Genomic DNA, 12,057 nt, shown 5'->3' with positions numbered 1-12,057 from the left:
CCATGAATGACAACAGCCAAATGCCGGTGCCTGCGCCTTCCTATGAAGTGCGGCAGGGGGCGATGTTGTGCCATCTCGCGGCGTTTCTGGGGTTCGTGTTCCCTTTCGGCAGCGTTGTGGGGCCACTGATCCTGTGGCAGATGAAGAAGGAGCAGGATGCGTTTATTGATGATCAGGGCAAGGAAGCCCTGAATTTCCAGATCACCGTCGCCATCGCCTGGATCGCTTGCATCGTGCTGGCCTTCGCAGTGATTGGTTTCTTCCTGATGATTGCCCTGGCGATTGCCACGGTGGTGCTGACCATCATCGGCAGTATCAAGGCCAACAAGGGGATCGCCTATCGCTATCCTCTGACCTGGCGTCTGGTCAAATAATAGCCATCCACAAAAAAACCGACATCGCTGTCGGTTTTTTTGTGCCTGGAAAAAGACCTCAGATGGTCAAGGTCCAGTCGTAGTCCACGATCAGTGGTGCGTGCTGCGAGAAGCGCGGCTGGCGCGGCAAGCGGGCACTGCGTACGAACCGGCGCAGACCTGGGGTCAGCAGTTGGTAGTCGAAACGCCAACCCAGGTTGAGCATTTCAGCCTGTTCGTTATCCGGCCACCAGCTGTACTGGTCGCCTTCGCGGCTGACTTCGCGCAGGGCGTCGACATAGCCCATGTTGCCGACAATCTCGTCCATCCAGGCCCGTTCCGGCGCCAGGAAGCCAGGGGATTGCTGGCTGTCGCGCCAGTTCTTGATATCCAGCTTCTGTTGCGCCACGTACAGCGAGCCACAATAAATGTACTCGCGACGTTTGCGTCGCTGTTTATCCAGATAACGGGCGAAATCGTCCATTAGCTTGAATTTCTGGTTCAAGTCTTCATCGCCGTTCTGCCCCGAAGGAAGCAGCAAGGTCGCGATGCTGACCTTGTCGAAATCGGCTTGCAGGTAGCGCCCGTAGCGGTCGGCTGTCTCGAAGCCGAGGCCGCTGATGACCGCCTTGGGTTGCAACCGCGAGTACAAAGCCACGCCACCTTGGGTGGGCACTTCGGCATCGCAGGCATAAAGGAAGTAGCCATCCAGTTGGAAGGCTGGGTCGTCCAGTTCAAAGGCGGAGGCGCGGGTGTCCTGCAGGCAGATGACGTCGGCATTCTGTGCTTGCAGCCAACTGAGCAAACCACGCTCGACTGCAGCCTGAATACCATTAACGTTCACACTGATGATCCGCATAAATGGCCCCAAAAATCGCGTGCGTGTATGATACACGCCGTCTACCTAATTAGCTAAATCCGTGGTATCTGAGGCTTTTTTCATGCAGGCGTATCAACGCGATTTCATTCGTTTTGCCATCGATCGCGGGGTTTTGCGCTTCGGTGAGTTCACCCTCAAGTCCGGGCGCACCAGCCCGTATTTCTTCAATGCAGGCCTGTTCAACTCGGGTTCGGCCCTGGCTCAACTGGGGCGTTTCTACGCGGCGGCCATCGTTGAAAGCGGTATTTCCTTCGACGTACTGTTTGGCCCGGCCTACAAGGGCATTCCCCTGGCTGCGGCTACCGCGGTGGCGCTGGCGGAACATCACGGGCAGGACCTGCCGTGGTGCTTCAACCGCAAGGAAGCCAAGGCCCACGGCGAAGGTGGCAGCCTGGTGGGCGCGCCGCTGACGGGCGATGTGCTGATCATCGACGATGTGATCACCGCCGGCACCGCGATCCGCGAAGTGATGCAGATCATCGCTTCCCAGGACGGCGCCAAGGCGGCCGGCGTGCTGATCGCGCTGAACCGCCAGGAGCGTGGCAACGGCGAGTTGTCGGCGATCCAGGAAGTGGAGCGTGATTTCGGCATTCCGGTGGTGAGCATTGTGTCGTTGAACCAGGTGTTGCAGTTCCTGGAAGATGATCCGCAGCTCAAGCAGCACTTGCCGGCAGTTAAGGCGTATCGCGAGCAGTTTGGCGTCTGACACAGATATTCATGCAGGTGAGGGCTCATGTGGGAGGGGGCTTGCCCCCGATGGCGGTGTATCAGTTGATTAATTCAGCACAGACCCGCTGCTATCGGGGGCAAGCCCCCTCCCACATTTGATCTTCGGTGTTTTCAAGATCTGTGCAAAAAAGGCCCCGCTCAATCAGATTGAGCGGGGCCTTTTGTTTTCTGGAACCTAAGAACGCTTGCGATTGCTGATCAACGTACCCACACCGGTATCGGTGAAGATTTCCAGCAGGATTGCATTTGGCACCCGGCCGTCGAGGATCAGCGAGCTGCCGACGCCGCCTTGCACGGCTTCCAGCGCGCAGCGGATTTTTGGCAGCATGCCGCCGTAGATAGTGCCGTCGGCAATCAGCTCGTCCACCTGCTGGGTGGTCAGGCCGGTCAACACCTTGCCTTGCTTGTCCATCAGGCCGGCAATGTTGGTCAGCAGCATCAGCTTTTCAGCCTTCAGCGCCTCAGCCACTTTGCCCGCCACCAGGTCGGCGTTGATGTTATAGGACTCACCGTTGACGCCCACGCCGATGGGCGCGATCACCGGGATGAAGTCACCCTTGACCAGCAGGTTGAGCAGATCGGTGTTGATGCCGATCACTTCGCCCACCTGGCCGATGTCGATGATTTCCGGCTGGGTCATCTCCGGGGTCTGACGGGTCACGGTCAGTTTTTTCGCGCGGATCAGTTCCGCATCCTTGCCGGTCAGGCCGATGGCGCTGCCGCCGTGGCGGTTGATCAGGTTGACGATGTCTTTGTTGACCTGGCCACCGAGCACCATCTCCACCACGTCCATGGTCTGCGCGTCAGTGACGCGCATGCCATCGATGAAGTGACTCTCGATCGACAAGCGCTTGAGCAGATCGCCGATTTGCGGTCCACCACCGTGGACGACAACCGGGTTGATCCCCACGGCTTTCATCATCACGATGTCGCGGGCAAAGCCGGTTTTCAGCTCGTCGCTTTCCATGGCATTGCCGCCGTACTTGATCACCAGCGTCTTGCCGACGTAGCGTCGAATGTAAGGCAACGCTTCGGACAGGACCTTGGCGGTGTTGGCAGCGGCTTCGCGTTCGAGGGTCATTCAGGGCTCCGGTAAAAAATCAGAACGGTAATTGGAGATCAGGGGCAACACGTTTCAACTGGACGTGGAAGACGTCCTTGATGCGCTGCAACTCAGCCTCGGTATCCGCCTCGAAGCGCAGCACCAGCACCGGCGTGGTGTTGGACGCGCGAACCAGGCCCCAGCCTTTGGCGTAATCGACTCGCACACCATCAATGGTGGTCAGGTTGGCGCCTTCACCCCATTGCGCATCGTGCAGTGCGTCAATGATGCTGAATTTGCTCTCCTCGGTCACATGGATATTGATCTCTGGCGTAGAAATATCGTTGGGGAAGGTCTGAAACAGCTCTTGCGCTGTGGATTTTTCCTTGCTGAGGATCTCCAGCAGGCGCGCAGCGCTGTAAATGCCGTCGTCGAAACCGAACCAGCGCTCCTTGAAGAACACGTGACCGCTCATTTCGCCGGCCAGCAAGGCGCCGGTTTCCTTCATTTTCTTTTTGATCAACGAATGTCCGGTCTTCCACATCAGCGGGCGGCCGCCGTATTCCTTGATCAGCGGCGTGAGGCGGCGGGTGCACTTAACGTCGAAGATGATTTCGGCGTTGGCATTGCGCGCCACCACGTCACGGGCAAACAGCATTAACAGGCGGTCCGGGTACACGATCTCGCCGGTTTCGGTCACCACCCCTACACGGTCGCCGTCGCCGTCGAAGGCCAGGCCCACGTCGGCGCCCACTTCCTTGACCTTGGCGATCAGGTCCACCAGGTTTTCAGGCTTGCCTGGGTCCGGGTGATGGTTGGGGAAGTTGCCGTCGACGTCGCAGAACAGCGGGATCACTTCACAGTTCAGGGCTTCGAGCAATTGCGGGGCGATCACGCCAGCCGCGCCGTTGCCGCAGTCCACCACCACTTTCAGGCGGCGGTCGAGCTTGACGTCGCGGGTGATTTCGTCGGAGTAGCGCTGCAGGATGTCGACCTTGGTGATGCTACCGGTGCCGCTGGTCAGGTCGTTGGTTTTCAGGCGCGTGTGCAGGGCCTGGATCTGTTCGTTGGCGAGGGTATCGCCGGCGATCACGATCTTGAAACCGTTGTAGTCCGACGGGTTGTGGCTGCCGGTAAGCATGACGCCGGATTTGCCGGCCAGCACGTTGGCGGCGTAGTACAGCGCAGGCGTGGGCACCAGCCCGACGTCGCTGACATGGCAACCGCTGTCTGCCAGGCCCTGGATCAGTTGCTCCACCAGCTCCGGGCCGGACAGGCGGCCGTCACGGCCCACCGAAACATTCGGCTCGCCCTGGGCCAGGCTCTGCGCGCCGATGGCGCGGCCGATCCAGTAGGCGGTTTCGGCGGTCAGGGTTTTGGGCACCACGCCACGAATGTCGTAGGCACGAAAGATGCTGTCGGGAAAAGTCGGGGCTACACGGGCTGCGGTACTCATCGCGGGAAGAACTCCATCTGAAAGGGGGCAAGGCTGGCCTGGTGTGGCTGGCCGGCAGGCTCAAACTGAAGGGTATGACGGCGTTTTCGGCAGAGAGTTCGTGGTGTAAAAGTGCCATCGGCGCTTCGGCGGCGTGCTTATTTGTACGTAATTCTTTGATTTTATTGTAGAAAAATCGCTGATGCCGTGTGCGTATTCTTCATCCTGAATAGCCGGGCGGTGGCGTCTGGCCGGACAATCGCATCCGGCCAGGTTCAGCTTAGTCAGTGGCTGCCGGAATGCCCGAAACCGCCGGCGCCGCGTTGGGTTTCGTCGAATTCCTGCACCAGTTCGAAATGTGCCTGTACCACCGGCACCAGCACCAGTTGGGCAATACGCTCGCCGACAGCAATGTTGAACGCGGTCTGGCCACGGTTCCAGCACGAGACCATCAACTCACCCTGGTAGTCGGAGTCGATCAGGCCCACCAGATTGCCCAGCACGATGCCGTGTTTGTGACCCAGGCCCGAGCGCGGCAGGATCAGGGCTGCCAGGCCTGGGTCGCCGACGTAGATCGACAGGCCGGTGGGGATCAGCAGGGTCTGGCCCGGCTCGAGCACGGTGTCTTGCTTGAGCATGGCGCGCAGGTCCAGGCCAGCGGAGCCTGGGGTAGCGTAGGCCGGCAGTGGAAATTCGCTACCGATGCGGGGGTCGAGGATCTTGGCTTGCAAAGCGTGCATGGACATTAAACCTGGTTCAGCCGTTGGGCGATAAAAGAGATCAGTTGGCGGGCAATCTTGCCCTTGCTGGTCTGGGCGAAAACGGTGGCGTGCAACTCGCGGTCGATCACGCTGATGGCATTTTCCTCGCTGTTGAAGCCGATGCTCGGGTTGGCGACATCATTGGCAACGATCAGATCGAGGTTTTTGTCTTTCAATTTGCGTGCGGCGTAGTCCAGCAAATGTTCGGTCTCGGCGGCGAAACCGACGCTGAACGGACGATCCGGACGGGTGGCGATGGTGGCCAGGATGTCCGGGTTGCGCACCATTTGCAGGAGCAGGCCATCACCGCTTGTAGGGTCTTTCTTGAGCTTTTGCGGCGCAACGACTTCCGGTCGGTAGTCTGCAACCGCTGCCGAGGCGATGAACAGGTCGCACGGAATGGCAGCCTCACAGGCCGCCAGCATGTCCCTGGCGCTGACTACGTCGATTCGCGTCACACGATCAGGCGTTGGCAAATGCACCGGGCCGGTGATCAGGGTGACCCGTGCGCCTGCCTCAACCGCAGCTTCAGCCAGGGCAAAGCCCATTTTTCCTGAGCTATGGTTGGTGATGTAGCGCACCGGGTCGATGTTTTCCTGGGTCGGGCCAGCGGTGATCAGTACGTGTTTGCCGGTCAGGGCCAGGTGCTGGAAGCACTCGGCAGCGCACAGCGCCAGGTCGGTGGCTTCGAGCATGCGGCCCATGCCGACGTCGCCGCAGGCCTGGCTGCCGGACGCCGGGCCGAAGACCTTGAGGCCACGGCTTTGCAGAAGCTGGGTGTTGGCCTGGGTGGCCGGGTCGCGCCACATGGCCTGGTTCATCGCCGGGGCGATGGCGACGGTGGCGTCGGTGGCCAGTACCAGGGTGGTCAGCAGGTCATCGGCGATGCCCTGGGCCAGGCGCGCGATCAGGTCGGCGGTAGCCGGCGCGATCAGGACCAGGTCGGCCCATTTGGCCAGTTCGATATGGCCCATGGCGGCTTCGGCCGCCGGGTCCAGCAGATCCAGGTGAACCGGGTGGCCGGACAAGGCCTGCATGGTCAGCGGGGTGATGAACTCACTGCCACCACGGGTCATGACCACGCGCACTTCGGCGCCTTGGTCCAGGAGCCTGCGAACCAGCTCTGCGCTCTTGTAGGCGGCAATGCCGCCGCCGACGCCGAGAACGATGCGTTTCCGATACAGACGCTGCATTGGTTTGCCTTTCCAGTTCAGTGAAGCCAGTTCAGTGACGCCTGCGATGACCCCTCCCCAGGTGAAATCGCATGCAAAAAAGAGGGCCTACGATAACACAGCGTCCGTCTGGCAACAGCGGCGCATGCGGCGTACATCATGGAGAGGAGGCGGGATGAGTATTCGCGATTGGCCTGCTGCCGAGCGGCCGCGAGAGAAGCTTTTGGAGTGGGGCGCGGCCAGTCTGTCCGATGCCGAATTGCTGGCGATCTTCCTGCGCACCGGAGTGTCTGGCAGGAGTGCGGTGGACCTGGCGCGCCATTTATTGGCGCAATTCGGCGGCCTGCGCCCGCTGCTGGAAGCCAGCCAGACGCTGTTCAATCAGCAGTTGGGCCTGGGGCCGGCGAAGTTTGCCCAGTTGCAGGCGGTACTGGAAATGTCCCGGCGCCATATGGCCGAGCGCCTGCGCAACGATTCGGTGCTGGAGAGTCCGCTGGCCGTGCGCGAATACCTCAAGGCGCTGCTGCGTCATGAAACTCACGAGGTGTTTGGCTGCCTGTTTCTCGACTCCAAACATCGAGTGCTGGGTTTCGAAGCGCTGTCCCACGGCACTATCGATACGGCTGTGGTCTATCCCCGGCAAGTGGTCAAGCGCGCGCTGGCGTACAACGCGGCGGCATTGATCCTGTGCCACAACCATCCTTCGGGAAGCGCGGATCCAAGCGCCGCTGATCGAAAGTTGACCAAAGTTCTCCAGAAGGCCTTGGAAATGGTGGACGTGCGGGTGCTGGATCACATCATCGTGGGTGATGGTGATCCGTTGTCGATGGCGGAATATGGATGGATGTGAGGACAGCTGCAAGTTTGAAGCTGCAAGCCACAAGCGGGCTTGCAGCTTGCAGCTTGCAGCTTAAGGCTTGACGCTTACTTTGGAATAATCCTGGCGACCAAACGGGCTCACCTGATAGCCGTCGACATTTTTGCGTGTCAGGGCAAACGCCATGGGGTGCGCCAAGGGCAACCACAGGGCCTGCTGCTGGATCTGCGCCTGCGCCTGCTGGTAGAGCTTGCTGCGCACGCCTTGTTCGCTGGTGGTCTTGCCAGCGCTGATCAGCTTGTCCAGCGCAGGGTCGCAGTAGCGGGCGAAGTTGGTGCCGGACTTGACTGCCGCGCAGGAAAATTGCGGGGTGAGGAAGTTATCCGGGTCGCCATTGTCACCGGCCCAGCCCATGAAGAGCAGGTCATGCTCGCCGGCTTTGGCGCGGCGAATCAACTCGCCCCATTCGATCACACGGATGTCGGCCTGGATGCCGACCTTGGCCAGGTCGGCCTGCAACAGTTGAGCGCCAAGATTTGGGTTGGGGTTCAACAGGCTGCCGGTAGGGCGGGTCCAGATAGTGGTCTTGAAGCCATCCTTGAGGCCGGCGCGGTTGAGCAGCGCCTTGGCTTTGGCCAGGTCCTGTGGGTAACCCGACAGCTCCTTGGCGTAGCTCCAGGTATTGGGTGGGTAAACACCGTTGGCCGCTTCGGCGGTGCCTTCGAAGACGGCCTTGAGGTAGCTGCCTTTGTCGAAGGCCAAGTTGATCGCCTGGCGTACTTCGGGCTTGTCCAGCGGCGGATGCTGGCTGTTGATGGCGACGAACGCGGTCATGAAAGCTGCGGTTTTTTCCACCTTCAGGGCTGGGTCTTTTTCGGCCTCGCCCATATCCAGGGGTTTGGGCGACAGGGCGATCTGGCATTCATCGCGACGCAGTTTCTGCAGTCGCACATTGGCATCCGGCGTGATCGCGAAGATCAGGTTGTCCACCGTCGGTTTGCCGGCGAAGTAGTCCGGGTTGGCCTTGTAGCGCACCACCGCATCCTTCTGGAATCGCACAAAAACGAAGGGCCCGGTGCCAATGGGCTGGCTGTTGAGTTTTTCCGGGGTGCCGGCCTTGAGCAGTTTGTCGGCATATTCGGCCGGGTAGATCGAGGCAAAGCCCATGCTCAGTGCGGCAAGAAACGTGGAATCGGCGTGATCGAGGGTGAAGCGCACGGTCAGCGGGTCGAGTGCGTCGATCTTCTTGATCAGCGTGGGTAATTGCAGGGATTGCGCGTGAGGAAAGCCGCTCTGGGCGATCTTGTGCCACGGGTTGGCTGGGTCGAGCATGCGTTCGAAGCTGAAGCGCACATCTTCGGCGGTCAGGGTACGGCTCGGGGTGAAATACTCGGTGCGATGGAATTTCACGTTCGGGTGCAGCTTGAAGGTGTACGTCAGGCCGTCTGGCGAGACGTCCCAACTGTCCGCCAGACTCGGCACCAGTTTTGCGCCGGTTGCGTCGTAGTCCACCAGACGGTTCATCAGCACATCCGCCGAGGCGTTGGTGGTGGTCAACGAGTTGTACTGCACCACGTCGAACCCTTCGGGGCTGGCCTCGGTGCAAACGCTCAGATTGGTGGCGGCAACGGCCATCGTCGGCGCGATTAAGAGGGGGGCTAGCAATAGCGGTAGGGCAGCGAGGCGCATATTAGGTTTCCTGTGCAAATCGAAGGCCCATCTGCGAGTGCAGTCTGGAAAAGGCCTACCGTAGTGGCCTGTTGGTTAAATGACTAGCCTATTTTTGCCTGTGCTTTTGGCTCAAATGCTGTTTTGATGGCGCCTCAGCGCGTTTCACCTTGCAGGTCCGAGTACTTGCGGGCGCTGAAAATCATTCTGTGCGACGAGCGGTCGGCTGTTGTAGCGGCCCCTCCTGGCAACGGTTCAGGCGCCAATAGCCGAGATTTACCCAGGTAAAAACACACTCGCTGTTGTTGCATCTGGGTCTTTCTGGTATAAAGCAGCGCTCTTTTCTAGGGGCCCGGTTCCTTCGCTTGTAGGTGTAGCCGGTAAGACCCTAAAGAAACGCGGCGCCTGGCGCCAAATGACTGAGAGATTAAGCGGCCAACCCATGCCGGGTTGGGCATGTGGTTTTAGAGGGCTGAGGCATGTCGAGAGTCTGTCAAGTTACCGGTAAGGGTCCGGTGACTGGGAATAACATTTCCCACGCAAATAACAAAACCCGTCGTCGTTTCCTGCCGAACCTGCAGCATCACCGCTTCTGGGTTGAAGAAGAGAAACGTTTTGTTCGCCTGCGTGTATCTGCCAAAGGCATGCGTATCATCGACAAGCGTGGCATCACTGTCGTGCTGGCCGAAATCCGCGCCGCCGGCAAGATCTAAGGAGCTCTATCATGCGTGAATTGATTCGAATGATCTCTAGCGCCGGTACTGGTCACTTCTACACTACCGACAAGAACAAGCGTACTACCCCGGACAAGCTCGAAAAGAAAATGTTCGACCCGCGCGTTCGCAAGCACGTGATCTACAAAGAAGGCAAAATCAAGTAATTGATTTCCTTCCTTGTGAAAAAAAGCCCGTATCTCACGATACGGGCTTTTTTTTGCCTGTGATGATCGTTCCCACGCTCTGCGTGGTAACGCCGCCTCGGGCGCTCCGCGTCCCGCTGTTCACTGATCAGTCTTTCTGTTCGAACACCACATAGATCTTGCGGCACGCTTGCAGCACTTCCCAGGTGCCGCTGAAGCCGGCAGGGATCACGAAGCGGTCGCCGGCGCGCAAGGTTTTGGCGTTCCCCTCGGCATCGCGCAGCACAGACACCCCCTGCACGATCTCGCAGTATTCATGTTCGGTGTAATTGACTGTCCACTGCCCGACATCGCCTTCCCAGACACCCGCGTTCATTTGTCCACATGGGCTGTTGTAGTGGTTGTAGATCGTCTGTTCGGGATCGCCCTTGAGGATTTTTTCGGGGGCAGGGCGATAGCGTTCGGGGGCGGTGTTGGCTTGGCTGAAATCAACGATGTCCTGGATGCTCATGGGCTTATCCCGTCGGGCCTGCGGTTGGAAAGCTCAAAGTCTATGTTTATTAAAATGAACATCGCAAGGGCGTTTGCCGCCGTTATGTCAAATATATTGAAACATCCCCAGTCGCTGGTTTAGGGTGGCAAGTGCCTTGAGCCGAACAGCAGGCTGGCCAGGCAAGAATTCGTGGAGGCGCCGGGATCAAATCTCCCAGGCCCTTGTATCCAAATAAGAGGAGGACACTTGCATGACCACCCTGACCCGTGCCGACTGGGAACAACGCGCCAAGGACCTGAAGATCGAAGGCCGCGCGTACATCAATGGCGAATACACCGCCGCCGCTTCCGGTGACACCTTCGAGTGCATCAGCCCGGTCGATGGCCGTCTGCTCGCCAACGTAGCCAGCTGTGACGCCGCCGACGCCCAGCGCGCAGTGGAAAATGCCCGTGCCACCTTCAATTCCGGTGTCTGGTCGCGCCTGGCGCCGGCCAAGCGCAAGTCCGTCATGATCCGTTTCGCCGCGCTGCTCAAGGCCAATGCCGAAGAGCTGGCCTTGCTTGAAACCCTGGACATGGGCAAGCCGATCAGCGACTCCCTGAACATCGATGTACCCGGCGCGGCGCAGGCGCTGAGCTGGAGCGGCGAGGCCATCGACAAGATCTACGATGAAGTGGCGGCCACCCCCCATGACCAACTGGGTCTGGTGACCCGTGAGCCTGTGGGCGTGGTCGGTGCGATCGTGCCGTGGAACTTCCCGCTGATGATGGCCTGCTGGAAACTCGGCCCGGCGCTGTCGACCGGTAACTCGGTCATCCTCAAGCCGTCCGAAAAGTCTCCGCTGACCGCCATCCGCATCGCTGCCCTGGCCGTTGAAGCCGGCATTCCAAAAGGCGTGTTCAACGTGCTGCCAGGCTACGGCCATACCGTGGGTAACGCGCTGGCGGTGCATATGGACGTGGATACCCTGGTGTTTACCGGTTCCACCAAAATCGCCAAGCAGCTGTTGATCCGTTCCGGCGAATCGAACATGAAGCGCGTGTGGCTGGAAGCCGGCGGCAAGAGCCCGAACATTGTGTTTGCCGATGCGCCGAACCTGCAAACCGCCGCCGAGTCCGCCGCCAGTGCCATCGCCTTCAACCAGGGCGAAGTCTGCACCGCCGGGTCGCGCCTGCTGGTGGAACGTTCGATCAAGGACGCTTTCCTGCCGCTGGTGATCGAGGCGCTCAAGGGCTGGAAGCCAGGTAACCCACTGGACCCTGCCACCAATGTGGGCGCGCTCGTGGATACCCAGCAGATGAACAACGTGCTGTCGTACATCGAATCGGGTCATGCCGATGGCGCCAAGCTGGTCGCCGGTGGTAAGCGCACCCTGGAAGAGACCGGTGGCACTTACGTCGAGCCGACCATTTTCGACGGCGTGACCAACGCCATGAAGATTGCCCAGGAAGAGATCTTCGGCCCGGTCCTGTCGGTGATCACGTTCGACAGCGCCGAAGAAGCCATCGCTATCGCCAACGACACCCAATATGGCCTGGCCGCAGCGGTGTGGACGGCGGATATCTCCAAGGCACACCTGACTGCCAAGGCCCTGCGTGCGGGCAGTGTGTGGGTCAACCAGTACGATGGCGGCGACATGACGGCACCGTTCGGTGGCTTCAAGCAGTCGGGTAACGGTCGCGATAAATCGCTGCATGCGTTCGACAAATACACCGAGCTGAAGGCGACCTGGATCAAGCTCTAACAAATGTGGGAGGGGGCTTGCTCCCGGTAGCTTAGTGTCAGTCGCTGCATCTGGTGACTGACACACCGCAACCGGGGGCAAGCCCCCTCCCACATGGGATAAGC

12 protein-coding genes and 1 pseudogene are annotated in these 12,057 nt (G+C 59.8%); 6 read left to right on the top strand and 7 right to left on the bottom strand.

Annotated elements, in window-relative coordinates; translation table 11 throughout:
• Positions 1-2: 2 nt before the first annotated feature.
• A complete protein-coding gene (locus tag C4J89_RS26140; protein ID WP_124364976.1) occupies positions 3-374 on the top strand; it encodes a DUF4870 domain-containing protein in 372 nt (123 codons plus the stop codon).
• A 58-nt stretch (positions 375-432) separates the two neighbouring features.
• Here C4J89_RS26140 and C4J89_RS26135 read toward each other — a convergent pair whose 3' ends face one another.
• Positions 433-1,212 (bottom strand): exodeoxyribonuclease III, encoded by a 780-nt coding sequence (locus C4J89_RS26135; protein WP_003195493.1) that lies wholly within the window; start codon positions 1,210-1,212, stop codon positions 433-435.
• Positions 1,213-1,294: 82 nt separating this feature from the next.
• Here C4J89_RS26135 and pyrE point away from each other — a divergent pair, with 82 nt between their 5' ends.
• On the top strand, positions 1,295-1,939 hold the full coding sequence (gene pyrE, locus C4J89_RS26130; RefSeq protein ID WP_057723313.1) for an orotate phosphoribosyltransferase: 645 nt from the start codon (positions 1,295-1,297) through the stop codon (positions 1,937-1,939).
• A 198-nt stretch (positions 1,940-2,137) separates the two neighbouring features.
• On the opposite strand, the gene argB is transcribed toward pyrE, so the two are convergent.
• The 4 genes and pseudogenes from argB to coaBC form a co-directional block, all read right to left on the bottom strand.
• Positions 2,138-3,043, bottom strand: coding sequence for an acetylglutamate kinase (gene argB, locus C4J89_RS26125; protein WP_124372285.1), 906 nt, complete (start codon positions 3,041-3,043; stop codon positions 2,138-2,140).
• 19 nt (positions 3,044-3,062) lie between these two features.
• Positions 3,063-4,466, bottom strand: a pseudogene (locus tag C4J89_RS26120) (phosphomannomutase/phosphoglucomutase); the annotation flags it as partial.
• A 257-nt stretch (positions 4,467-4,723) separates the two neighbouring features.
• A complete protein-coding gene (gene dut, locus C4J89_RS26110) occupies positions 4,724-5,179 on the bottom strand; it encodes a dUTP diphosphatase (RefSeq protein ID WP_124368818.1) in 456 nt (151 codons plus the stop codon).
• A 5-nt stretch (positions 5,180-5,184) separates the two neighbouring features.
• The gene (gene coaBC, locus C4J89_RS26105; RefSeq protein ID WP_048723622.1) at positions 5,185-6,393 is read right to left on the bottom strand and encodes a bifunctional phosphopantothenoylcysteine decarboxylase/phosphopantothenate--cysteine ligase CoaBC; all 1,209 of its coding nucleotides are present in this window, start codon (positions 6,391-6,393) and stop codon (positions 5,185-5,187) included.
• A 154-nt stretch (positions 6,394-6,547) separates the two neighbouring features.
• Here coaBC and radC point away from each other — a divergent pair, with 154 nt between their 5' ends.
• Positions 6,548-7,222 carry a DNA repair protein RadC gene (gene radC, locus C4J89_RS26100; protein WP_124364970.1) on the top strand — a complete coding sequence of 225 codons (675 nt, stop codon included), beginning with the start codon at positions 6,548-6,550 and terminating at the stop codon, positions 7,220-7,222.
• A gap of 60 nt (positions 7,223-7,282) precedes the next feature.
• On the opposite strand, the gene C4J89_RS26095 is transcribed toward radC, so the two are convergent.
• On the bottom strand, positions 7,283-8,878 hold the full coding sequence (locus tag C4J89_RS26095) for an ABC transporter substrate-binding protein (RefSeq protein WP_124415912.1): 1,596 nt from the start codon (positions 8,876-8,878) through the stop codon (positions 7,283-7,285).
• A gap of 458 nt (positions 8,879-9,336) precedes the next feature.
• Between C4J89_RS26095 and rpmB the strand changes: the two genes are divergently transcribed.
• Together rpmB and rpmG are read left to right on the top strand one after the other, a co-directional pair.
• Positions 9,337-9,570 (top strand): 50S ribosomal protein L28, encoded by a 234-nt coding sequence (gene rpmB / locus C4J89_RS26090; protein WP_003176907.1) that lies wholly within the window; start codon positions 9,337-9,339, stop codon positions 9,568-9,570.
• An 11-nt stretch (positions 9,571-9,581) separates the two neighbouring features.
• Positions 9,582-9,737, top strand: coding sequence for a 50S ribosomal protein L33 (gene rpmG, locus C4J89_RS26085; protein WP_003176906.1), 156 nt, complete (start codon positions 9,582-9,584; stop codon positions 9,735-9,737).
• 127 nt (positions 9,738-9,864) lie between these two features.
• Here the strand turns inward: rpmG and C4J89_RS26080 are convergent, their stop codons facing one another.
• On the bottom strand, positions 9,865-10,227 hold the full coding sequence (locus tag C4J89_RS26080; protein ID WP_124364968.1) for a cupin domain-containing protein: 363 nt from the start codon (positions 10,225-10,227) through the stop codon (positions 9,865-9,867).
• A gap of 232 nt (positions 10,228-10,459) precedes the next feature.
• Here C4J89_RS26080 and C4J89_RS26075 point away from each other — a divergent pair, with 232 nt between their 5' ends.
• Positions 10,460-11,953: an aldehyde dehydrogenase gene (locus C4J89_RS26075; protein WP_124415911.1), complete on the top strand. Its 1,494-nt coding sequence runs from the start codon at positions 10,460-10,462 to the stop codon at positions 11,951-11,953.
• The last annotated feature ends 104 nt before the right edge of the window (positions 11,954-12,057 follow it).

Source organism: Pseudomonas sp. R4-35-07, from assembly GCF_003852235.1.
Lineage (GTDB): Bacteria > Pseudomonadota > Gammaproteobacteria > Pseudomonadales > Pseudomonadaceae > Aquipseudomonas.
The sequence above is the reverse complement of the archived record's forward strand: the minus strand, read 5'-3'. Positions and strand labels throughout refer to the sequence as shown.